General features: G+C 58.1%; 20 protein-coding genes. 6 read left to right on the top strand and 14 right to left on the bottom strand.

Going from position 1 to position 22,069, the window contains the following annotated elements:
* Positions 1–32: 32 nt before the first annotated feature.
* From ribB to AVI_RS04060, 3 genes are all read right to left on the bottom strand, one after another.
* The gene (gene ribB / locus AVI_RS04050) at positions 33–1,133 is read right to left on the bottom strand and encodes a 3,4-dihydroxy-2-butanone-4-phosphate synthase (protein ID WP_015915142.1); all 1,101 of its coding nucleotides are present in this window, start codon (positions 1,131–1,133) and stop codon (positions 33–35) included.
* A gap of 11 nt (positions 1,134–1,144) precedes the next feature.
* Positions 1,145–2,239 carry a chorismate synthase gene (gene aroC, locus AVI_RS04055; RefSeq protein ID WP_015915143.1) on the bottom strand — a complete coding sequence of 365 codons (1,095 nt, stop codon included), beginning with the start codon at positions 2,237–2,239 and terminating at the stop codon, positions 1,145–1,147.
* 142 nt (positions 2,240–2,381) lie between these two features.
* Positions 2,382–5,507, bottom strand: a complete 3,126-nt coding sequence (locus AVI_RS04060) for a bifunctional diguanylate cyclase/phosphodiesterase (RefSeq protein ID WP_234617837.1) — start codon at positions 5,505–5,507, stop codon at positions 2,382–2,384.
* Positions 5,508–6,223: 716 nt separating this feature from the next.
* On the opposite strand from AVI_RS04060, the gene AVI_RS04065 reads away from it, so the two are divergent.
* Positions 6,224–6,484, top strand: a complete 261-nt coding sequence (locus tag AVI_RS04065; protein WP_015915145.1) for a DUF1344 domain-containing protein — start codon at positions 6,224–6,226, stop codon at positions 6,482–6,484.
* Between the two features lie 10 nt (positions 6,485–6,494).
* On the opposite strand, the gene AVI_RS04070 is transcribed toward AVI_RS04065, so the two are convergent.
* From AVI_RS04070 to AVI_RS04085, 4 genes are all read right to left on the bottom strand, one after another.
* Entirely contained in the window at positions 6,495–7,085 is a 591-nt protein-coding gene (locus tag AVI_RS04070; RefSeq protein WP_015915146.1) for a histidine phosphatase family protein, read from the bottom strand.
* Between the two features lie 46 nt (positions 7,086–7,131).
* Positions 7,132–7,950, bottom strand: a complete 819-nt coding sequence (gene fabI / locus AVI_RS04075; RefSeq protein WP_041696286.1) for an enoyl-ACP reductase FabI — start codon at positions 7,948–7,950, stop codon at positions 7,132–7,134.
* Between the two features lie 190 nt (positions 7,951–8,140).
* Complete coding sequence (locus tag AVI_RS04080; RefSeq protein ID WP_015915148.1) at positions 8,141–9,430, bottom strand: DnaJ C-terminal domain-containing protein; 1,290 nt, start codon at positions 9,428–9,430, stop codon at positions 8,141–8,143.
* 388 nt (positions 9,431–9,818) lie between these two features.
* Complete coding sequence (locus tag AVI_RS04085; protein ID WP_015915149.1) at positions 9,819–10,271, bottom strand: RT0821/Lpp0805 family surface protein; 453 nt, start codon at positions 10,269–10,271, stop codon at positions 9,819–9,821.
* 62 nt (positions 10,272–10,333) lie between these two features.
* On the opposite strand from AVI_RS04085, the gene pdxH reads away from it, so the two are divergent.
* Positions 10,334–10,954, top strand: coding sequence for a pyridoxamine 5'-phosphate oxidase (gene pdxH / locus AVI_RS04090; RefSeq protein ID WP_015915150.1), 621 nt, complete (start codon positions 10,334–10,336; stop codon positions 10,952–10,954).
* A gap of 28 nt (positions 10,955–10,982) precedes the next feature.
* On the opposite strand, the gene AVI_RS04095 is transcribed toward pdxH, so the two are convergent.
* Together AVI_RS04095 and AVI_RS04100 are read right to left on the bottom strand one after the other, a co-directional pair.
* Positions 10,983–12,032 (bottom strand): polysaccharide deacetylase family protein, encoded by a 1,050-nt coding sequence (locus tag AVI_RS04095; protein ID WP_015915151.1) that lies wholly within the window; start codon positions 12,030–12,032, stop codon positions 10,983–10,985.
* A gap of 245 nt (positions 12,033–12,277) precedes the next feature.
* Positions 12,278–13,732, bottom strand: coding sequence for an MFS transporter (locus AVI_RS04100; RefSeq protein ID WP_015915152.1), 1,455 nt, complete (start codon positions 13,730–13,732; stop codon positions 12,278–12,280).
* 84 nt (positions 13,733–13,816) lie between these two features.
* On the opposite strand from AVI_RS04100, the gene soxR reads away from it, so the two are divergent.
* The 3 genes from soxR to AVI_RS04115 all read left to right on the top strand — a co-directional run bounded on the left by soxR (position 13,817) and on the right by AVI_RS04115 (position 16,403).
* Positions 13,817–14,302 (top strand): redox-sensitive transcriptional activator SoxR, encoded by a 486-nt coding sequence (gene soxR, locus AVI_RS04105; protein ID WP_015915153.1) that lies wholly within the window; start codon positions 13,817–13,819, stop codon positions 14,300–14,302.
* A gap of 180 nt (positions 14,303–14,482) precedes the next feature.
* Positions 14,483–15,811 carry a D-alanyl-D-alanine carboxypeptidase gene (locus AVI_RS04110; RefSeq protein WP_015915154.1) on the top strand — a complete coding sequence of 443 codons (1,329 nt, stop codon included), beginning with the start codon at positions 14,483–14,485 and terminating at the stop codon, positions 15,809–15,811.
* A 274-nt stretch (positions 15,812–16,085) separates the two neighbouring features.
* Positions 16,086–16,403, top strand: a complete 318-nt coding sequence (locus AVI_RS04115) for a MazG nucleotide pyrophosphohydrolase domain-containing protein (RefSeq protein WP_041697591.1) — start codon at positions 16,086–16,088, stop codon at positions 16,401–16,403.
* 76 nt (positions 16,404–16,479) lie between these two features.
* On the opposite strand, the gene AVI_RS04120 is transcribed toward AVI_RS04115, so the two are convergent.
* From AVI_RS04120 to AVI_RS04140, 5 genes are all read right to left on the bottom strand, one after another.
* Positions 16,480–17,244, bottom strand: a complete 765-nt coding sequence (locus tag AVI_RS04120) for an HAD family hydrolase (protein WP_015915156.1) — start codon at positions 17,242–17,244, stop codon at positions 16,480–16,482.
* A 164-nt stretch (positions 17,245–17,408) separates the two neighbouring features.
* Complete coding sequence (locus AVI_RS04125; RefSeq protein WP_015915157.1) at positions 17,409–18,062, bottom strand: HAD family hydrolase; 654 nt, start codon at positions 18,060–18,062, stop codon at positions 17,409–17,411.
* Positions 18,063–18,068: 6 nt separating this feature from the next.
* Positions 18,069–18,500, bottom strand: coding sequence for a bleomycin resistance protein (locus AVI_RS04130; protein ID WP_015915158.1), 432 nt, complete (start codon positions 18,498–18,500; stop codon positions 18,069–18,071).
* Complete coding sequence (tldD, locus tag AVI_RS04135) at positions 18,500–19,915, bottom strand: metalloprotease TldD (protein ID WP_015915159.1); 1,416 nt, start codon at positions 19,913–19,915, stop codon at positions 18,500–18,502. The genes AVI_RS04130 and tldD overlap by 1 nt, the downstream gene beginning before the upstream one ends.
* A 93-nt stretch (positions 19,916–20,008) precedes the next feature.
* Positions 20,009–20,548, bottom strand: a complete 540-nt coding sequence (locus tag AVI_RS04140; RefSeq protein WP_087727436.1) for an invasion associated locus B family protein — start codon at positions 20,546–20,548, stop codon at positions 20,009–20,011.
* Positions 20,549–21,174: 626 nt separating this feature from the next.
* Here AVI_RS04140 and coxB point away from each other — a divergent pair.
* Positions 21,175–22,068, top strand: coding sequence for a cytochrome c oxidase subunit II (gene coxB / locus AVI_RS04145; protein ID WP_041697594.1), 894 nt, complete (start codon positions 21,175–21,177; stop codon positions 22,066–22,068).
* Position 22,069: the final 1 nt, after the last annotated feature.

Below are 22,069 nucleotides of genomic sequence, written 5' to 3' on the forward strand. Positions count from 1 at the left end.
GATGCGCGTATAATCATGGGTATGGCTAGGCTTCAGGCGATCTCGGTTTCCGAAATCTTGATGCCAAAGCCCTCCAGGCCGACGTAATGGCGTTCACGCGAGGCCATCAGCCGGATCGAGGTGACGCCGAGATCTTTCAGGATCTGGGCGCCGAGGCCGATTTCCAGCCATTCGCTTTCGCGCGTCTGGGCTTCCTGATGGGCCTCGCGGTCATGCATGCCTCCCCTGGCCGTCGTGGAGGCGCCAACCCCGACGGAGCCTTCGCGCAGATAAACGATAATGCCGCGGCCTTTTTCTGCGATCCGTTTCAGCATGCTATCGATCTGGCGGGCGCCGCCGAACACATCGGCACCAACATTTTCCAGATGCAGACGCACTGGAATATCGACGCCGTCGCGGATGTCACCGAACACCACCGCCAGATGCTGCATCGGATCCCAGGGTAGGGAATAGGCATGGGCCTTGGCCGGGCCATAAGCCGTCTGGATCTCGAATGTCGACATCAGCTGGATCAGGGTTTCCTTGCGCTGGCGATAGGCAATCAAGTCGGCGACCGAGATCTGTTTCAGCTTGTGCTTTTCGGCAAAGGCCGAGACCTGCGGGCCGCGCATCACCGTGCCGTCGTCATTGACCATTTCCGAGATCACGCCGATCGGCGGCAGGTTGGCCAGCCGGCAGAGATCGACGGCTGCTTCCGTATGGCCTGACCGCATCAACACGCCACCTTCGCGCGCCACCAGCGGGAAAATATGGCCGGGGCGGACGAAATCGGCGGGACCGACATTGGGATTGGCGAGATTGCGAACTGTGAGCGTCCGGTCATCAGAGGATATGCCGGTCGTGGTTCCATGCTTGAAATCGACGCTGACCGTAAAGGCTGTCGTATGGGCGCTGTCGTTTTCGGCGACCATGGCCGACAGGTTCAGCCGCTTGGCTTCCTCCTTCGGCATTGGGGTGCAGACGATGCCTGACGTATGGCGGATGATGAAGGCCATCTTCTCCGACGTGCAATGCACGGCGGCAACGATCAGGTCACCTTCGTTCTCGCGGTCGTCGTCATCGGTGACGATAACGATTTCACCGGCTTCAAAAGCCCGGATAGCGTCAACGACACGGGTCTGCTCATAGGTCATGATCGATTTCCTTACTTCAAACGACCGGTTTGGCCACGGTCGCGCAGATAATGATCCGCCAGCGCACACGCCACCATCGCCTCGCCAACCGGCACGGCCCGGATGCCGACGCAAGGGTCGTGGCGGCCCTTTGTGCGAATATCGACATTCCGGCCTTGCGAATCGATCGACTGGCGTTCGGTGAGGATGGACGAGGTCGGCTTGATGGCAAACCGCGCCACAATGGGCTCGCCGGTGGAAATCCCGCCGAGAATGCCGCCGGCATGGTTGGACAGGAAAATCGGCTGCCCGTCATTGCCCATGCGCATCTGATCGGCATTTTCCTCGCCGGTGATTTCGGCGGCACCAAAGCCATTGCCGATTTCAACACCCTTGACGGCATTGATCGACATCAGCAGCGCGGTAATATCCTGGTCCAGCTTGGCATAGATCGGTGCGCCCAGCCCGGCTGGTACGCCTTCGGCCACCACCTCCACCACGGCACCAACCGAGGAGCCCTGCTTGCGGATCTGGTCGAGATAGTCTTCCCAGACGGGGACGATCTTCGGGTCCGGCGCAAAGAACGGGTTATTATCAACCTCGCTCCAATCCCAGTTGGCGCGATCGATCTTGTGGGTGCCGATCTGCACCAGCGCGCCGCGGATGGTGACGCCGGGCAGAACCAGGCGGGCAATGCCGCCCGCTGCCACCCGCGCTGCCGTTTCGCGCGCCGAGGAGCGTCCGCCACCGCGATAATCTCGAATGCCATATTTCAGGTCGTAGGTATAATCGGCATGGCCGGGGCGATATTGCTGAGCGATTTCGCCGTAATCCTTGGATCGCTGGTCGGTATTTTCGATCATCAACGAAATCGGTGTGCCGGTGGTGATCATCGAGCCATCGTCCTGCGGCATGACGCCGGAGAGCACTTTGACCAGATCGTCTTCGCGCCGCTGGGTGACGAACCGCGACTGGCCGGGCTTGCGCTTGTCGAGCCAGACTTGCAGGTCTTCGAGTGTGAATTTCAGGCCGGGGGGACAACCGTCCACCACTGCGCCAAGGGCTGGACCATGGCTTTCGCCCCAGGTGGTGACACGGAAAAGGTGACCGAAACTATTATGCGACATATGCTGAAACCGGGTCCGCTTTGCCAGGGGATAAGCCCTGCCTTTTACAAGGCCCCACTCTTAGTAGAAAAGCTGCGAGCGTGAAAAGCCTTTCTTTGCGGCAATGGCGCAAAAACCGGAAAAGCTTTGCGTGAATTGGGGCTTATGACGCCATCTGGCGGTCTGTCTGCAAGGCGAAACGGCCGAATTCCTCGAAGGGGAGTGGTTTTGCAAAAGCGTAGCCTTGCAAGAGGTCGCAGCCCAATTCGCGCAGGATCTGGGCATGGGCGGTGCTTTCGACGCCCTCGGCCACGGTTGCCACTCCAAGAGAGCGGGCGATGTCGATGATCGAGCGCACCATGGCCCGTTCCCGGCTGGAATTGAGCAGGGGCATCACCAATTGCCGGTCGATCTTCAGCCGCTTGGGTTGCAGTTTCAAAAGGCTGATGATCGAGGTGTGGCCCGTGCCGAAGTCGTCGATCTCGATGTCGATGCCCAGCGCCTTGATCCGCTCGATATTGGTGGTGGCAATATCCTCGCTTTCATCGAGAAAGATCGATTCGACCAGTTCGAAGGAAATTTCGCCGGGTGAAATGCTGAGACTTTCCAGCGTCTCGATCAGCCCGGCATCATGCAGGCGGCGGGAAGAGACATTGACGGAAATCTTGGGCAGTTTCACCCCCATGGCGGCCCATCGCATCTTGTCCTTCAACGCCAGTTCCAGCACGATCTGGTCGATCCGCGCCATGACATTCAGGTCTTCCGCCACTTTCAGGAAGCTGTTGCTGGGCAGGATGCCGCGGGTTGGATGCTGCCAGCGGACCAGCGCCTCGGCGCCGACCAGTTCCATGCTGTTGGCGCAGAATTGCGGCTGGTACCAGGCGGTGATCTCGTCATTTTCAAGGGCATGCAGCAATTCGTCGGCAATGCGCTTCGAACTGACAATATTGGCCTGGAGATTGTCCGTGAAGAATTGGAAACAGTTGCGGCCCTGCCGCTTGGCCTCGTAAAGCGCCAGATCGGCATTGATCAGGATCTTGCGGGCATCGGTTCGCAGTCCCTTGGCCTCGGCAATGCCGATGGAAACGCCGCAGCGACAGATGAAGCCCTCGAAATCCACGGGTATGTTGATGTCCTGGATGATGCGTTCGGCAAGCTCGGCGGCGGCCTTGGCATCGATTGGCCCATGCAGGAGAACGACGAATTCGTCTCCGCCAATCCGCGCCACCAGATCGCCGCTGTTCATGTGGCGTGACAGAACCCGTGCCGCATTGACCAGCATGGCATCGCCAGCGGCATGGCCCAGCGTGTCGTTGATTTCCTTGAACCGATCCAGATCGAGATGCAGAATGGTGAAGCGGCTTCTGTTTGCCTGGGACTGCCGCGTCAGGCTATCCAGGGCGATATCCAGCTTGCGACGATTGGCAAGGCCGGTCAGTGGATCATGCAAGGCATTGAATTCGATCCGGTTCTTGGTCAGTTCAAGCTCGATATTGCGCGCTTCCGCCTCGGCCTTCGCCGTGCGCAATTCTTCTGTCAGCAGCACGTCGGCCGTCACATCGAAGCTGATGCCGATCAGCTTTTTGCGTCCGTTACGGTCGACATGCACCTGACCAACGGAGCGCACCCAGCGTGTGCCGCCCTGGTCCAACAATACCCGCTGGCTGGTGTTGAGGCGCGTATGCTGCTTTACCGCGTTGCGTGCGGCCTCCATCAACATTTCGTGGTCGTCTTTATGGATCTTGCTCAGCCACAATGCGTCGGTGATATGACTGCTGGTGGCCGGAATATTATAGAGATAGCACATGCGTTCGTCCCAGACGGTGTGGCCTGTGGAAAAATCATGTTCCCAGACGCCGCAGCCATAGGAATCCAGCGCCAGTTCAAACCGATAGGACAGGCTTTCCAACTGCTGCTCTCGGATGGACAACTCGTCCAGGGCCAGTTCCAGCTCCGCATTCTTGATGTCTGAGCTCTCCTTGGCAGCTCGGAGGTCATTTTGCATGGCGACATCGGCAGTAATGTCCCAGACGAGACCCGTCACCCGGTTATGCCCGGAGGCATCCGCATGGCTGCCGACGGAGCGCAAGGTGCGGATCACGCCGCTCTCCAGCACGACCCGGTAATCCTGGCTGTTTTCGCCTTGCTGGCAGGCCATAACATGGGCTTTCGCCTTGGCGCGGTCTTCCGGATGCACGGTTTCCAACCAGCGGGTCATGTCCTGATCGAGATCGCCGCCGCTGCCTGATCCATGCAATTGTGCGGCACGGCTGTCTTGATGGAGGGTCGGATTGCCGGTTGCAAGTTCCCACATGCCGATATTGGAACTGTCCATTGCCAGTTCGAAACGCCGGGTCAAGGCCCGGTACTTGTCTTCCATCTGCTGGAGCGCACGCCGGCGTTTGGCACGGGAGATGAAAAGCATTGCTATGCCGCAAAGCGGTGCTGCAAAAGCCAGATCCACGGCAACCAGCGTCATGACGAAATTACTGTGATCCTGCGGCTTCTGCTGCCAGCCTGCCCGGGGGCGGCCATACACTTGCAGCGTCCCGCCTTGAAGCGCCATGGTCAGTATTTCCGGGTTTTCCCCGGTGATGTTCTGCTTGACCAAATCCGGCCTGGCCAAATCCTCAGTCGCGAGCGACGGGCTACCAAAAACAGTGCGCGTACCGGATGCGGTCTGCACCATGACGGCAATCTCGATAGCCGGTCCGTTGCCGACCGGAGCGGTGGCGCCATCGGCGATGGCGGACTGGATGAATTTGGCGGTATCCAGAATGGCACGGACATGGATAGGGGAGGGCGTCACATCGGCGGCGGTGAGATCCAGTTGCAATTGCCCGTCATCCAGCAATAGCATATCCGTGTCCGAATCCGAACCGATCGTCATGCTGGTCCGGGGGGAGAGCCCTTGCTGCGTCCACACCTGTTCTATGACAGTGCCGCGGGCCAGCGCCAAAGCTCGAAATTCCGGACGTTCCCTTAGAATACCGCGAACAAGCCCCTCCGTTTGTGGCGAGGCCAAAGCGCCTTCAAGCGGTGACAATGCATGGACAAGATGCCGAAGCGCGAAGAAATTCTCCTCGGTTCTTTGGGTCATCATCCCGCTGACCCGCTGCAGGTCCGCTTGGACTTGCCTGCGCAATTGGCCGCGGTAGTCGGTGATATTGAGATAACCGATATAGGCAAGCAGGCTTGTCAGCAGGACAAACGCCAGGGCCAATAACGCCATCGCCACATTGCTGGAACGGCGTGTTTGGAGATCGGCGGGATTTACGAATTCTGTCATTATCCTGCCATACACATTATACCGAGGCATCGAAGATGCTCACACATCTTCGGCTGATAAGAATTTCTGATATCTCACATACATCTGAGACGTTGTACTCGGCTATTTATTCTGCCTGAAACATCTGATGCTATGCTTTGATCTTAGGTAATATGATATTGTAACGGTTGTTAATTTAGCATTTATATTAGTTGAAATCAGTGGGATTTAAAAGGTATCGTCAATAAAACGTGAGGGAGGGGATGGTGCTGTTCATGACTGAAACATTGGTGCAGGACAGTCTGCTGTGTTCAGTGGTGGGAATGCTTGCATCCGCCTTTGTGGATGGCTTTTGATCTGTTGTTTGCCGTTTGTCTTTTCGAAAAAAGTATGCAGTAGAATTTGCGTTGGGAAAAGTGGATACCGGTTTTCTACCCAATGCTGTAGAGCCTTGCGATACAATGAAAATTCTAGGCGTGACGCTATCCTCGAATATCGCGCTGCGCTTTAATGCCAAGTCATCGAAGATGCCCGTGCATCCTCACTTGACAAGAATTTCGAATATTTCAAATGCGGCAACGACTTGAGATATTCGAACACGGAATCCGAGCTGTCATCTTCAATGACAATTAGGACAAGTGCCGGGGATAAGTGCCGGCGAGGGGAAAATTCTGCCACATTCGGAGGCTTATTTGCAAGTACGTGACGATTCTAGACCGAAAGCAGGGGCAAAAACCATGCGCTTCCTTATCGCTATGCTGTTGCTGGCCGGCAGCCTGTTTTCGCCAGTGGGTGCGCTTGCGCAAAGCGATGACGTGGAATCGATCATCAAATCGATCAGCACCGAAAAGCTGACCCTGACGCTGGAGGATGGCAAAACCTATTCGGTGCCAGCGGAATTCAATTTCGACGGCCTGACGACCGGCGTCAAGGTTGTGGTTTATTACACCATGGTCGATGGCAAGCGCGTTGTGGACGATTTGCAGGTCGTGAACTGACGCCGATCTGTCAAAGCCAATTCAGGCTATTGTTTTCAAGGTCGATCAGGAGAATTTTGTCCTGGGGGATTGGCATGGCGCAGGCCTCGTTGGCATCGACATTGCCAATCAGCCGGAACAGGCTGCGGATAACGCCGCCATGGGTCACGGCCACGGTTGGCTGGCGGACTGAGGCAAGCCAGGCACCGGTGCGCCAGGACAGGATCTCATAGCTTTCAGCCCGTTGGCCAGGGGCAATGAAGTCCCATTTGCCCTGGGACCGCTGTTTGACCCGCTCCGGGTACAGCTCTTTCAATTCGCGGGTTGTATGACCTTCCCAGTCGCCAAAACAGATTTCCTTTAGCCGGTCGTCGAGCCGGTAACGCTCGGGGTCGAGCCCCATTTCGGTGCGGACCCGCTGCATGGTCTCGCGGGTGCGGCCAAGAGGGGAGGCGACGAAATCGAATGTATCGACTGTATCGCCCAGCACATGGCGCAGGGTTTCGCCATTGCGCATCGCCTGGCCACGGCCTGTGGCGTTCAGCGGAATATCCGTCTGGCCCTGAAACCGACCTTCGGCGTTCCAGTCCGTCTGTCCGTGGCGAATGACGTAAAGCAGCACGGCAGACGAACCTTCCAAGTCTTGTTCCCGGCCTTGTATCCGGGTCTTAATCCTTGACGACCGACATATCCGGCGCGTCCACGGCCTTCATGCCGACCGTGTGGTAACCGCAGTCGACGTGATGGACTTCGCCGGTCACGCCGCTGGACAGGTCCGACAACAGATAGAGGCCGGATGTGCCGACTTCGTCGGTCGTGACATTGCGCTTCAGCGGCGAATTATATTCGTTCCACTTCAGGATATAGCGGAAATCGCCGATGCCGGAGGCTGCCAAGGTCTTGATCGGACCGGCCGAAATGGCATTGACGCGAATGCCGCGCTTGCCCATGTCGACGGCGAGATAGCGGACGCTGGCTTCCAGCGCTGCCTTGGCCACACCCATCACATTATAATGCGGCATGACTTTTTCCGCACCGTAATAGGTCAGCGTCAGCAATGCGCCGCCATCCTTGAGAATGGCTTCTGCCCGCTTGGCGACAGCGGTAAACGAATAAACAGAAATATCCATGGTGCGGGCGAAGTTTTCGCGGCTGGTATCCAGATAGCGGCCGGTCAACTCGTCCTTGTCGGAAAAGGCGATGGCGTGCACGACGAAGTCGATCTTGCCCCACTTGTCCTCGACATTCTTGAACACAGCATCGACGCTTTCCAGATCGGTCACGTCGCAATCGCCTGCCATGAAGCCCTCAAGCTCCTGGGCCAGCGGCTCGACACGCTTCTTCAACGCATCGCCCTGCCATGTCAGCGCAATCTCCGCGCCGGCATCCCGGCAGGCCTTCGCTATGCCCCATGCGATGGAACGATTATTGGCAACACCCATGATGATGCCACGTTTGCCTGCCATGAGGCCCGAAATTTGAGCCATTATTTGCTCCTTGAGACTTCTATCGAACCTGCCTATCGCATAGGCCGATCCTTGGTTCAAGCTGTGCTACACCTGTCTTCATGGGAGAGAAGCAACAAATACTGTAAGGAGCCGTAACAAAGGGTGTGGCTATCACTGTGTGATTACAGCGAAATTCGGTTTACCCCGTCATTTTTCCGGGGGGCGGAAACTACAGGAAAAGCCCGTGCTTCATCACTTTCATCAGATCTGTGACTTTTTCGTCCGGTTTTTCCCAGAGCACGACCCTGATTTCGACGACCAGAGCGCCTCGTTCGTCCGGGCCGCTGGGCAGGCCTTCGCCGTCGATGCGGATGCTCTGGTCTGAGCCGGTCCAGGCCGGTACGGTAATGTCGAGCGGTCCTTGCGGCCCTTCGATCACCGTCTCGCATCCCAGCACGGCATCCTCAAGCTTGATCGGCACCACGCAGTGAATGTCATAGCCATCGACGCTGAAGGCAGGGCTTTTCAACACCCGCAGCGTGACCAGCACATCGCCTGTTAACATGCTCGGCACTTTCAGCCCCTTGCCGGACAGCCGGGCAATGCTGCCATCGGTATACCCTGCTTCCAGCGGCAGCCTCACCTCGCGTCCATCGCTGAGCTGGACGGAAATGGTGTTGTGTTGCAACAGGTCGTCAATGGCAATGGTGGCCTCGACCATGATGTCGGGGGCCTTTTCGAGAACCGGCGGCGCCGGTTTGCGGATGCGTCGCACCAGCGATGAAATCAGGCCAAGAACCGGAAGTGCAAAGCCGCGTGACCGGTTACCGTCTTCGCTCGCCTCGTCTTCACCTCGCCGCTGATCGGTCTGGCGCTGCTCGGTCTGGGTGGTGCCAAAAATCTTCGAGACGGCATCGTCTGCCGCATCCGGGCTGGCGGGGCGGCTGGAGGCCGCCGTTTCGGCGGTGTCGGGAGCCGCTTTCGCGGTTTCCGGTTTCGCTGCGGCCTGGGGCTGCGCTTGAGCCTGCGTTTGAGCCTGGGCTTTGGCCGAGGCGTTGGCGCTTGCTGTTGCGTCGGCCGACGCATTGGCGGCCTGGGCTTCGGCCGATTGCGCGCGGGCACGGGCGGCCTCAACCTTGACATTCAGCATTTCGGCGGCTTTTTCAGCCTTGGCCTTTTCCGCCTCGATGCGCGCCAGATCGGCCATGACGCGCTCCGCATTGGCCTTGGCCTGACGGGCGCGCTCGGCGGCCGCACGGGCTTCCTCGCGTTGTTGCATGATCGTCTGTTCGCGTTTCATGGCGTCCATTTTCGAGCGTTGCTGGTCGTAGCGGCTTCGTTTTGCGGGGTCCTTGAGCACATCATAGGCCTGCCCGATCTCCGCAAACCGTTGGGTTGCTGTTGGGTCCTCCCGGTTCTGATCGGGATGAGAGGTCTTGGCTTTCGAGCGCCAGGCAGCCTTGATCTCGTCAGTACCAGCATCACGCTGCACGCCGAGAATGGAGTAGGGATCACGCATTTTACCACCAACCAAATACAAGAGCGGTTCAATTGAGATCTGTCCGGGTCACGACATCGCACCCGTAAGGGGAAATATGATGTACCGTAACACTTTCAATCTGTTGCGGAAATTTCAGAACAAAAGATTTTTGCCCAGCAATTTCGCAGAAAGGTGAATCATTCACGCTCATACGCGGCAAGCATTGTCTTTATCTGTCTCGCCACGGGACATGATTATATTAGGAAGCAGATGCTAACCAGTGGTTACGCTTGGGGAATAATTCCTTGAATCAGGGTTTGATGCCAATGGAATTTACGCAATGGGTGCTGCCGTCAGCGGCTATAACCCTTAGTAAGTCATGGAAAGCCGGTGCAATCGGCGTTTTTACAGCACGGAATTGCTGATCTCAGGACTGCTTGTCGAAATTCACCAATTGCCACTGGCCATCGCCGGCCAGGCAGGTGCGGCCATAGAATTTGGCAATGCCGTCATAGGCATGGCGGCTGGTGACGAACACCCGGCAGATCACGCCATTGCTGCGATCCTCGGAAATCGAGTTGATCACACCGGCGCTTCCCGTTGTGGTATTGGCCCAGGGAACCGGGCTCGGACCCAGTTTTTCAAGATCGGCGGAAGAAACCGCATTGCGAACCGTATCCTGATCGGACCGCTTTTCCGGTTCGTTTGGAATGGTGCCGGTGGAAATCGACCGATCGACCTTAGGCGTATCGCCTCCGAAGTCCATGACGCCACCGACACAGCCGCCCAACATGAGGCAAAGCGCCGCCATGGCCATAAAACGACCGCTGGTCGCCCAGCGTCCCTTTCTGCATCGATCCGGCTTTGCTATGTCTCTCAAGACCTGTCCTGTCCTTCATGCGTCGTTGGCGGCGCGGGCATATGCGGAGCATTTAACATAATATGTCGCAAAATGAGTTAACAACCGGTGACTTTACCGATGAACATGAACCTTTTGGCTTGTTCGAAACGTGGCTCACGGAGGCAAAGGCCTCGGAGATCAACGATCCCAACGCTGTCGCATTGGCGACAGTCGATGAAAGCGGCCTGCCAAATGTGCGCATGGTGCTGCTGAAAGATTTCGATCAAAACGGATTCGTCTTCTATACCAACTTCGAGAGCCAGAAGGGTACGGAGATTCTTTCCCAAAAGAAAGCCGCGATGTGCTTTCACTGGAAATCCCTGCGACGCCAGGTGCGGTTGCGCGGCGAAGTGGAGGTCGTGTCCGACGCCGAGGCCGATGCCTATTACCAGACAAGACCGATCGGCAGCCGGATCGGCGCCTGGGCCTCGAAACAGTCGCGGCCGCTGGAGAGCCGGTTTGCGTTGGAAAAAGCGGTTGCCGAATATACGGCGCGTTACGCCCTGGGGTCTATTCCCCGTCCAGCCCATTGGTCGGGTTTCCGGATCAAGCCATTGACCATCGAATTCTGGCGTGACGGTAAATTCCGCCTGCATGACCGGATCGAGTTTCGCCGCGAGGCGCTGGGGCAGCCCTGGAACAAGGTGCGTATGTATCCTTGATCTCGCAAGGGCTGTGTTTCTCCGTGTGTCACGCAGCCGGTTTGCGTGACATCAGGCGAAAGGGAATGCCCGATGCCAGCGTCCGGACCGTGGCTGGCGTCTGGAAATGACCATTGAGTGAAATGCGCGGCAGGGCGTGCAAGCGCTGTCCGTCCTTTGCAAACAGTGTCGCGGGCTGGGTGGTGACTGCCAGACGGAAACCGGCCTCGCGCACCAAATCGATGGTACGCTGATTGACGCTACGGCCATCGCCATAGGGATAGGCGAAACTGACCGGTCGCGTTCCGGTCAGGGTTTCGAGATAATCGGCGCAGAGTTTCAACTCCTGCTGCACCGTTTCATCATCAAGCCCGGTTAAGCCTCGATGGCTGACCGTATGAGCGCCCAGGCTGACCAGCGGATGGGCGGCAAAATCGGCCAGCGCCTCCGAGGGCAGGATGGCTTTGGCAACGATGTCGCGGCTGTCTATGCCGACCTCTGCCGCCATCCCGTTTAGCCTGCCGATCATGTCTGCCTCGTTCATCGCCGTAATCTGGCTGGCGATCTGCCGGAACGCGGCGGCTTTGCGCAATGGCGTGTCGGTGGACAGGATGCGCCTCCTGCCGTCGAAGTCCCATTTCAGCTGCTCAGCCTTGCGGGTCAGGGCAGCAAGGGTTTCCCACCAGAGGCCATGGCTGCGCTCGCTGAGGCCCTGGCAGACAAAAACCGTGAAGGGCGCATCGAACCGCTCGAAGATCGGCAGGGCGAAGTCACGGCTGCTGTAATAGGCATCATCAAGAGTAAAGGCCGCAAACGGCCTTTGACCTGGCCCTGTGGCAAGCCGTGCGGGCACATCTTCCAGGCGGATGAATTCGTAATTTTCCCGCCACAGGGCGCGAAGGGCAGTATCCAGGAATTTGGGGGTGATTTCCAGATGCCGGTTGGGGTCGGGTCTCAGAGGAAGATATGGGCGCACCTGATGCAGGGTGAAGATCGCGCCGAGTCCGCGCGCATCCTTCCACGCACCGAACCTGCGCGCCATCCCCGCCGCGACCAGTCCGCCCGCGATCAGCCCCTGCTTGAAAATAGTCCCATCCATACGTGGTTTTCCGGCAGCCGCGGCTGCGCTGTCTTTGAAAAAAGATGCTCTATAACAGGTGTCCGGAATGGACCGGATCGGTTTAATCGAATGGGCAGTCCCATCCGGCCCAAAGGGTTATCGTCTCAATACATGCCAGATTAATGGTACGGATTTAAGGAATTGTGCATCGGCTCCGGTTTTAAGCCCGACTCCGGCGATTAAACTGTTGTTCTCAGGATAAAATCTATGGAAGAGCCTGGATCTCACCGGGTTTTCCTCAGGCTTCTCACCATCCAGGGCGCCAGCAGGATTGCCGGAGCAAGGCAGGCCAGGCCAAACAGGACGCTATTGCCGACCGCATGGCGCAGCACCTCCGGCGATGCCGTGCCGGAAAAGCCTGAGCGATTGGCAATGAGACCGGCCAGTGCGGCCCCCATGGCATAACCGGCGGTCTGCAATGTGGGCAAAAGTGCTGAGGTCCGGTCGCGGTCGTCAGGTGGGCTCGCCTCCATCATTGTCTGGCTGAGCGCCGCCCACGCCATGCCAAAGGCCATGCCCACGGCGATAAGCGACAGGATCAGTCCCGGTAGGTGACCGGTTGCAATGGCAAGCGTGATGCCGGCAAGGCCGCCAGCCTCGGTGAAGATCCCCAGCAGGATCAGTCTTTCTCTGGCTTTTTGGGTGGAGATATTGGCGGTGATTACAGCCGTTAGGCTCCAGCTGACCGCCATCAGCGCGCTCAACGCACCCGCTGCCATTGGTCCCATCGACCAGAGATGTTGCAGCGTATAGACGAGATAGACGCCAAGAGCCGCTTCGGAAAGTGGCATGAGCAACACGATCCACAGGCCAAGCCCGACCGGTGTTGACGCCACAAAGGCGCCCGCGGGCAGGATCGGCTGAAGACTGTTTCTGTCGAGCGCGACAAACAGCAGACAAGCGGCAAGCGCCATGCCGATCATGGTGTTTCGGGAGATCTCCAGCGCCGTCAGATTTGCGGCCAGCAGGAGCACCAGCCCGACCAGCAGCAGGCTCAGTCGGCCTATCGGCAAGCCACCCGGATTGGCCGGTTTTTTGCCATTTTTCTCCCCTTTTGGAACGGCGATCCTGGCCAAAATCAGAAAGACGATGCCGGCGGGGACGTTGACGAGGAAGGCTGCGCGCCACGAAATCGCCTCAGTCAACAGCCCGGCCAGTACTGGCCCCCCAAAGGCCGACACCGCCCAGACGGCGGCTTCGATACCGAAAATGCGGGCAATCAACCTGCGCGGGAACAGCGTCGAGATCAGCATATAGCACAGAGCCAGGACAGCGCCTTCCCCAAGCCCCTGCAAGACCCGCCCGATGATGATGCCCGCCATCGATCCCGCCAGACCGGCGGTTAGTGTTCCCGCCAGGAATATCAACGTGACGATAGCGAGCGCGCCTCGGGTGCCGACCCGGGCCTTGAGGCTGGCGCAACTTGCGCCTGCCACAATCGATGCGGCCAGATAAAGCGTGCTGGTCCAGGGCAACCACTGCGCGCCACCAAGCTCGGCAATGGCCGAGGGCAGGGCGGTTGAAACAAGGAAGGCGTTGAAAGCATGCAGTCCAACACCAAGGCTGACCATGACGGTTGCTGCTCCGAGGCCCGGGGCGAACAGATCGCGCCAATGCCCATTCTCCGGCATCGTCGCATCAGTCTCTGCGGATTCGGGGTTAATCTCCTGAATTTCCATATTTTTTCAGTCCTTGCCATCTGCTCTGGTCAATTGATGATCGCCACGCTACAACCTCAACCTAAGTTGAGGTAAAGAGGAAAAATGCGGATGCAGGGTTTGAGCGTCGGTGAATTGGCGGAGCGCAGCGGCGTTGCGGTTTCGGCTTTGCATTTTTACGAGCGCAAGGGCCTGATTCGCGCCCGGCGCACCAGCGGCAACCAGCGGCGCTACGACCGGGACGTGCTACGCCGCGTGGCAATTATTCGGGCGGCGCTAGCGCTCGGCATTCCCTTGAAGGAGGTCGCGGCGATCATGGCGGATCTGCCGCAAGGCCAGACGCCGGGCCGGGAGGACTGGCGCCGGATTGCGACACGTTGGGCGGACAGTTTGGACCGGCGCATCGCCATGCTCGGCAAATTGCGCAACGATCTCGACGGCTGTATCGGCTGCGGTTGCCTGTCGATGACGCATTGCAATATCTTCAATCCCCAGGATATGGCGGGCGAGCGCGGCGAGGGGGCTGTATTTCTTCTCGATTCTGATAGGAACGAAGGGGGAAACCCTGCAGATTCCACAGAGTTGCCATAATTGGGCAACTCTTCATTAACAATATTGGGCAAGATGAAGGCGTTGCACAATTTCCTGCCCCATTTTGGGTCTAATGCCAGCACGTCCTCGTGCCGGTTCCGTGAAGTGTTCGAGGTCGTTTTCGTGAATTTGCCGATGAATTTGCCCAAGTATTTGCAGTGTAACCAGTCTGGAGGCCGAATGAGCAGGACCCTGATCGCGCTATCGTTGTTTGTGTCGATCAGCATGATGGCCAGCCCGGTTCTTGCAGGCAGCGCCCAGCTTCTGCTGGATGCGCGCACCGGTCGGGTGATCGCCTCGGAAAATGCGGATATGCCCAACCATCCGGCATCGCTGACCAAGATGATGACCATCTATATGGTTTTCGATGCGATTCGCCGTGGCACGTTGAGCTGGGATAGCCCCGTGCCCTTTTCCAAATACGCCTCATCACGTCCGCCCACCAAGCTTCGCCTCAAGCCGGGTGAAGAAATTACCGTACGCGAGGCGGTGCTGGGCATGGTGACCCTGTCGGCTAATGATGCCGCCGCCGCAATGGCCGAAAAGCTCGGCGGGACGGAAGAGAATTTCGCGGCGATGATGACCGCCAAGGCGCGCCAGCTCGGCATGCCCAATACCACATTCGTCAATGCCTCCGGCCTTCCAGACGATCGGCAGATCACCACCGCCCGCGACATGTCCACCCTCGGCGTAGCACTGCTGCGCGACTTTCCCCGCGATTACGCGCTGTTTTCCACCCGCAGCTTTGCCTTTCGTGGCCGCACCATCAATGGCCATAACAATCTCATGTACCGCTACAAGGGCATGGACGGCATCAAGACCGGTTACACCAACGCATCCGGCTATAATCTGGTCAGCGCCGTGGCCGATGGCAAGCGCCGGGTGATCGGCGTGATCATGGGCGGCCGTAGCGGCGCCAGCCGTGACAATCTGATGGCGCAGCTGATCACCAAGAATATCGGTAAGGCATCCGACGGCAATTCGCTGATCGCCAGCGCTGCTCCGACCGCTCCTATTGTCATTGCCCAGACCACTGGCAGCATTCCCTTGCCGCTCGACCGCAGCGCCCCAATCGACCGCAGAGAGGTTGCTTCTCAGGTCGCCTCCGTCAGCGCGCAGGCCGATGCGCCGGTTCTCGGCTCCCGCTTTGGCAATGCTTATGCCGGTGGTGGCGCCAACAACGCTGCCGCAGCCACGGAAGCCCTGATTGCGGGCGCCCATCCGCGTCCCCTGAAGCCCATTCCGCTGCATCGCGACGGAACCTGGCAAATCCAGATTGCGGCTGCCGCCAGCGCCGAAGAAGCCATGAGCCTGCTGCAAATGGTCCGCGACAAGATCGGTGGGCCGCTGGCCGACCGCGATATCTATACCGAAGCCGTCACCCGCAATGGCGCCACCGTGTACCGCGCCCGCTTCACCGGCTTTCCCAACAAGGACGATGCTCAAAGCGCCTGTGAGCGGCTGGTGAAAAGCAGCTATGATTGCGTGCTGATGCCAGCGCGAGGCTAAGCCTTTCCGGCGAACCTGCTCTGATCTCCTATCCATATCCTTCGTGCCGTCTATCTCATCGATAGGCGGCACTCTCGTTTTCTAGCCAATGGATAGTTTTCGCTTCTTTTTCCATCAGCATTTTCGATGCCTCGCTATAAGACGAAGAGCGCCCAAATTTCCGTTGGATGGCGGTGCACATCCTGGGCTGTTCAATCTTTCTTGCCGCGTTGGTTTTCAGTCTCGACAATCTCGCGGAATCGCGCGATAAAGTCAAGAACAAATGGAGAACGATATGCTGTCTGATCTGATGGAGCGTTTTGAAAAGGCGTCGGCTACCTATGCAGCGGCCAATGGTGTCGAGCGGGACGAGACCTGGTTCCTGCTGAAATTACTGGAGGAAGCGGGGGAGCTGGTTCAAGCGGCAAACCGCGTCAGCGGTCGCGGTCGCCAAAAGGGCATGAGCGAAGACGAAATGCGCCAACTGCTCGCCGATGAAACGGCCGATCTTTTCGGGCATGTTCTGCTTTTTGCCCGTCATCACCGGCTCGATCTGGAAAGCGCGATCCGGCGGAAGTGGCGGTTCGATCCCAAGGTTGCGGCAGCGGAATGAAAATCCGCCCCGCGCCTTACGTTGCCAGTTGCGAAGATCTCAAAGGTTCAATGTATTTGAGACCTTAGCCTTGGTATCAGAGTCTGCGAAGCGTAAAGGGCGCACCGAAGAAATGTAGCCACATGCGCTCCAGGATATAGCCATGCGCCACCACGGGCGCCGTGGCGAAATCATAGAGCCTTGCATAGCTATCGGGTGAAACGGCTGTGACCAGATCGTTGCGAACCGCGAAAATTGCACCATAGGAAAACGTCCCGAGCAAATGCTTTTCGGCTTCGTCGGCAATGTGGTCCATGCGGCAGCGACGCAACATGTGCGCGGCGATATTGATGTAAGCTTCCATACCGCCGTTCAGCAGGCGGTAGACCGTGCCCATGCCCAATGCGCCATTGTCGATAAAGTCGACCGGACCCCAGGTGTAAAGCGAGAAATATTCCTCTCGGACCCGCGGACCACCCCGCAGCTTCGGGCGATACGCATCCAGAAATTTCTGCGGCGGTACATTTTTCTCTTCGACCCATGCCCAGGAGAGCGTCTGGATTTTCTCCCAGTCGGTCCAATTGTTCAGCAATTGCAGGAAGTCAGGACTGTGCGTGAAGGGGTCACCCTGAGCAAAGACCGTAAAATCGTGATTGCGCTGGCGCTGACCCATCATGTGATGGAGGTAGGTCTCAGATTCCCGCCCAACATTGGGACGTGCAATGATATGATTGGCACGCTCAAGCACCTGCGGCGATGTGATCTCCTCGCCCTTGTTATAGATGAAAATCTCGAAATTGCTGGGGACCTGCGCGATCCATTCCAACTCTTCCGCATAACGGGCAATGACGAGTGTGTGCACCTGTGAACTCCTGGCAAGATACGGACGCAGTTTGCACCGCGCGATAACCCGATGGCATGCCGTAGGTCTAAGGCCAGAAGCTTGTCTGTGGCTTGAAGCTTATGCGGAGTATCTGAAGTGCGAAACGCTACCAAACTTATAGTATTTGGCGTTCCGAAAGCGCGTTATGCAAAAAAGCCGCAGCATTGGTGCAGATCATCGATGACCAATGTTGCCAGCGCCCGAATTTCATCGGTCGGTGCCAGGAGATCGGGTACCATCACCGCCATCATACCCGCCGAGGCTGCCGAGCGAATGCCATTGTGGGAATCTTCCAATGCCAGACAATCGCCGGGTGCAATGCCAAGCCGCTCGGCAGCGGTCAGATAAGGGTCCGGCGCAGGCTTGCCCCTGGCGTAGTCGCCTAAAGCAATGACGTGATCGAACCGCTCTCGAATGCCAAAGCCGGCCAGATGGTGTTGCACTTGAGAATGTGCGGAAGATGTGCAGATAGCCCGTGGAATGGCCTTGGCATCCAGCATATCGAGCAGGGCCACGACACCCGCCTTTAGTTTCAGTTCCAGGGCGGTCAACCGATCAAAATGGTCCACCCAGACTGCCCGAAAGGCTTCGGCGTCGAAATCCGGCCCATAATGGTCCTTCAATAAATGCACGATCCCGTCCCAGGGTCGGCCCAGCATGCCTTCATAAACCGATGGCCCGACAAGCAGCCCCGCTTGCACCCCTGCCGAAATCACCGATTTCCGATAGAGAATTTCGCTGTCGAGGATGAGACCATCCATGTCGAAAATAACGGCTTTGGGGGTGCGGGGCAGCATGTGTCGCTATAGGTCCAATGAGAGTTCGCGCTCGCCGAGGTCCTGGCAAAAGCGCAGCAGATAACCGTCTGGATCGGCAACGACGAATTGCCGGTTGCCGACCTCGGTCATATCTTTGCGGTACCATTTGTCTTCAAGCGGCAGATAAAGGGCAATGGCTGCCTTTTCAAGACGATCAAGGATGGCTTGCACATCATCGACGCAGATCTGCACGTTCAGGCCGCGTCCGAACGGTCGCTCCAACGGCGCGTCATCAATCTCGAATGTCCGGCCAAGCCCGATCTGATCGATCATCAACTGCGCGTCACCGAGTTCAAGGAAGCTGAACCCTTCTTCCGGCCGCTCGTAACGCACGGAAAAGCCAAGCAGCCGAGTGTAAAAATCCCGGCTCTTGCGCCAGTCCGTGACTGCAAATTCAGGAACCAGGGCATTCCCCATTACGCCCGCGTACCACCCACCGTGATCTGGTCCATCCGCAGATGCGGCTGGCCAACGCCGACCGGGACCCACTGTCCAGCCTTGCCGCAATTGCCGATGCCGGTATCGAGTTTCATGTCGTTGCCGATCATCGATACCCGCTTCATCGCGTCCGGCCCGTTGCCGATCAGCATGGCGCCCTTGACTGGTGCTCCGATCTTGCCATCCTCGATCATATAGGCTTCGGTGCAGCCGAACACGAATTTGCCCGAGGTGATATCCACCTGGCCACCACCGAAAGACACGGCATAGATGCCCTTCTTGACCGAGGCGATGATTTCTTCCGGGCTCTTATCGCCAGACAGCATGTAGGTATTGGTCATGCGGGGCATCGGCTGGTGGGCATAGCCCTGGCGGCGGCCATTGCCGGTTGGTGTCATGCCCATCAGCCGGGCATTCTGGCGATCCTGCATATAGCCGACCAGCCGACCATTTTCGATCAGCACGTTATAGGCGGAAGGCGTGCCTTCGTCATCGACAGTGATCGAGCCGCGCCGGTTATTGATCGTGCCATCATCAACCACGGTCACGCCAGGTGCGGCAACCATTTCGCCCAGCAATCCGGCAAAGGCCGAGGTTTTCTTGCGATTGAAATCGCCTTCCAGCCCGTGGCCGACGGCTTCGTGCAGCATCACGCCCGGCCAGCCATTGCCCAGCACAACGTCCATGCTGCCAGCCGGGGCCTCAATGGCCTCCAGATTGACCAGCGCCTGACGCAGCGCGTCATCGGCGCCCGCTTTCCAGCTCTCGTCGCTGAGGAAGTCGGCGAAGGACATCCGTCCGCCTGTGCCGAAGGAGCCGGATTCCTGCCGCTCGCCCTGGCCGGTGATGACCGAGATATTCATGCGCGTCATCGGGCGCACATCGCGGACGCGGTGGCCATCGGCGCGCAGGATTTCCACCACCTGCCAGCTGGCGGCAATCGAGGCGGAGACCTGTCGTACCTTCGGGTCTTTGGCGCGCAGATAGGCATCGATTTCCGAAAGAAGCGCTACTTTTTCCTCGAATGTCGGGCTACCGATCGGGTTTTCGTCGCCATAAAGCCGGACATTGGTGCGCTGTGGGGCGCTGGCATAGGAGCCGCTATAGCCATAGGTAACGGCCTTGACCGCATCGGCGGCGCGATTGAGTGCCGATAGCGACAATTCACCGGAATGGGCGTAGCCCACCGCTTCCCCGGCCACTGAGCGCAGACCAAACCCCTGGTCGGTGTTGAAACTGCCGCCTTTCAGGCGGCCATTGTCGAAGGAAAGTGATTCGGCCTGGGCATGTTCAATATACAATTCGCCGTCATCCGATCCCTCCAGCGCCGAGGCGACGGCTTTTGACAGGCTGCGCTCGTCACAATCGAACAGGCTGATGAGGTCGGTGGTCATCGGGATCTCCTTGGCTTGTGGTTCCCATTTCATCGGCCCCATGTAATTGCACCTGACCGATGGGGCAAGGGCCGATGCCAGACCGCTCCGTGCTCAGGGTAGGGCGTCGTAGCCTTCGCCAAAGCCGTTAAGCTCGACGGGAATGCCGACCCGGTCCTGATCAGAGGATTCGCGCACGGCAAACACGGCGCTTTTGCCAGAGCGCAGCACTTTCATCAATTGATCGTCTATTTCCACTTCCACATAGCAGCCCTCGGCAAAGCAGCGGGTGAAGAAAGCCCGCCCGACATTGTTATTATCGACGTAAAGCTCCATGCCGTCCTTCAACAGCACGCCAAGCGGCGCCAGAATGCGCAGGATGCGAGCCTTGCGGTCGGCGGTCTTCAGCACCACCACGGACAGTCCCACTTCGGGGCGGTCCTCGGCAATCACATTCTGCATCAGGGCGCATTGCTCCTGCGAGGTACCGGCGGGCGTATCGCAAATGATCGACCAGGCACCGTGATTGGAGCGCACTGTGCCTGCCTGCGGCTGCTGTGCCAGCGCCGCGCCCGCCTGCAATGCTGTTGCAAACCCTGCCGCAAGGAGCCCCGCCGCGACAAGTCTAGCCCGCAACATTCTCTGGAAACCCATGGATACCTCTGGAATTCTGTTCAATCTTGTCATTCTCGCCTGCGCCGCACAAAGGATCAAGGGCCAAGGCCTTCGACATCCTTGCGCTTTGCGCGCTGTATCTTCCTGTAACCTGCGATGATCGCCGAAACAAATCCAATCTGCGATTATTGGCCCGACCGATAAAAGGCCTGGCCCAAGACTGGACAAGACGAAAATCGGAGATGGGCTGACTATTGACAGTCTCCTTTCCAGCCGAGTGCGGCATAATTGGGGTGTTTGCCTGTGTTGCGATCAGGGGCAGATCCAGTTCAGGTCCATGCGATGGCAAGGTTTCAGGAGAATCTTCTCTGGCATTTCCCGCAAAGCGCGTACTGACATTTGCAGCGCAGGGCCGGGAATTGCGCCCGTTCGGCCTGGATCTTGATGACGATCTCTGTGGGATGAGCAAAAATGCCGCAGCGGCATGGACGTACGGTTGTTGCGAAATTGGCAAAATTGTGATTTTAAATTAGTATCATATCAGGGATTGTGCGTTTGCCATTGATTTGGGTCAAACGCGGGAGGGAGAGGCAACCGTGATAAAAACTCTTTTAAAAGTGATGGCCAGTTTGGCCACGGGTCTGGTCACGGGGACGGCAAGGCTGATGGCAGGTCTGGCGGGAGCGATGGTTCTCTGTCTCATGAGTGCCGTCGGTGCGATGGCGGACCAGCCGGTTGATTGGCAGATCGACCTGCAACCCCATGCCAGCCCGGTGATGGAGCAGATCCGCTGGTTCAACCATTACACCTTGTGGTTCATCGTTCCGGTGACGCTGCTGGTTCTCGCTCTGTTGATCATCGTGGTCGTGCGGTTCAGGGCCAGCGCCAATCCGGTTGCGTCGCGCACCAGCCACAATACCGCGATTGAGATTGTCTGGACGCTCGGGCCGGTTCTTATCCTTTTCTTTCTCGCCATCCCGTCCTTCAATTTGCTCACCTATGAATTGACGATTCCGGAAAAGCCCGACCTGACCATTAAGGCGACGGCCACCCAGTGGCAGTGGAACTATGAATATCAGGGTGAAAAGCAGCTGGCTTTCGACAGCTACCTTCTGAAGGACCAGGATCGCGCCAGTGCTGGCAAGGAAGATCACAAGATTTATCCGCGTCTTCTGGCTGTTGACAATGAAATGGTCTTGCCGGTTGGCAAGACGGTTCGCATGCTGGTGACGGCAGCGCCTTCGGACGTGATCCATTCCTTCGCCATGCCGTCTTTCGGCGTCAAGATCGACGCCGTGCCGGGCCGGTTGAATGAGACCTGGTTCCGCGTCGACCGCGAAGGCCTGTTCTACGGCCAGTGCTCGGAACTTTGCGGCAAGGATCATGCGTTCATGCCGATCGCCATCCGCGTCGTTTCGGCTGACAAATACAATGCGTGGATGACGGCGGCCGCAAGCGATCTTGGCGCGGCCAACAAGGCTTTGATGGCAGCGACGGATGGCCCGAAGGCCGCCAATCAGCTGGCGCAGAACGTTTCCACAATGACCGTTTCGAACTGAG

Origin of the sequence: Allorhizobium ampelinum S4 (genome assembly GCF_000016285.1) — a bacterium.
Classification (GTDB): Bacteria; Pseudomonadota; Alphaproteobacteria; order Rhizobiales; family Rhizobiaceae; genus Allorhizobium; species Allorhizobium ampelinum.

What these genes read in the sequence shown, in the direction of transcription:
- tldD (WP_015915159.1), bottom strand. Translation starts at nt 19,915, where the DNA reads ATGACCACCGACCTCATCAGCCTGTTCGATTGTGACGAGCGCAGCCTG.
- AVI_RS04065 (WP_015915145.1), top strand. Translation starts at nt 6,224, where the DNA reads ATGCGCTTCCTTATCGCTATGCTGTTGCTGGCCGGCAGCCTGTTTTCG.
- ribB (WP_015915142.1), bottom strand. Translation starts at nt 1,133, where the DNA reads ATGACCTATGAGCAGACCCGTGTCGTTGACGCTATCCGGGCTTTTGAA.
- AVI_RS04080 (WP_015915148.1), bottom strand. Translation starts at nt 9,430, where the DNA reads ATGCGTGATCCCTACTCCATTCTCGGCGTGCAGCGTGATGCTGGTACT.
- aroC (WP_015915143.1), bottom strand. Translation starts at nt 2,239, where the DNA reads ATGTCGCATAATAGTTTCGGTCACCTTTTCCGTGTCACCACCTGGGGC.
- AVI_RS04130 (WP_015915158.1), bottom strand. Translation starts at nt 18,500, where the DNA reads ATGGGGAATGCCCTGGTTCCTGAATTTGCAGTCACGGACTGGCGCAAG.
- AVI_RS04125 (WP_015915157.1), bottom strand. Translation starts at nt 18,062, where the DNA reads ATGCTGCCCCGCACCCCCAAAGCCGTTATTTTCGACATGGATGGTCTC.
- AVI_RS04115 (WP_041697591.1), top strand. Translation starts at nt 16,086, where the DNA reads ATGCTGTCTGATCTGATGGAGCGTTTTGAAAAGGCGTCGGCTACCTAT.
- pdxH (WP_015915150.1), top strand. Translation starts at nt 10,334, where the DNA reads ATGTCGCAAAATGAGTTAACAACCGGTGACTTTACCGATGAACATGAA.
- AVI_RS04140 (WP_087727436.1), bottom strand. Translation starts at nt 20,548, where the DNA reads ATGGGTTTCCAGAGAATGTTGCGGGCTAGACTTGTCGCGGCGGGGCTC.
- AVI_RS04110 (WP_015915154.1), top strand. Translation starts at nt 14,483, where the DNA reads ATGAGCAGGACCCTGATCGCGCTATCGTTGTTTGTGTCGATCAGCATG.
- AVI_RS04095 (WP_015915151.1), bottom strand. Translation starts at nt 12,032, where the DNA reads ATGGATGGGACTATTTTCAAGCAGGGGCTGATCGCGGGCGGACTGGTC.
- AVI_RS04060 (WP_234617837.1), bottom strand. Translation starts at nt 5,507, where the DNA reads ATGACAGAATTCGTAAATCCCGCCGATCTCCAAACACGCCGTTCCAGC.
- fabI (WP_041696286.1), bottom strand. Translation starts at nt 7,950, where the DNA reads ATGGCTCAAATTTCGGGCCTCATGGCAGGCAAACGTGGCATCATCATG.
- coxB (WP_041697594.1), top strand. Translation starts at nt 21,175, where the DNA reads ATGGCAGGTCTGGCGGGAGCGATGGTTCTCTGTCTCATGAGTGCCGTC.
- AVI_RS04100 (WP_015915152.1), bottom strand. Translation starts at nt 13,732, where the DNA reads ATGGAAATTCAGGAGATTAACCCCGAATCCGCAGAGACTGATGCGACG.
- soxR (WP_015915153.1), top strand. Translation starts at nt 13,817, where the DNA reads ATGCGGATGCAGGGTTTGAGCGTCGGTGAATTGGCGGAGCGCAGCGGC.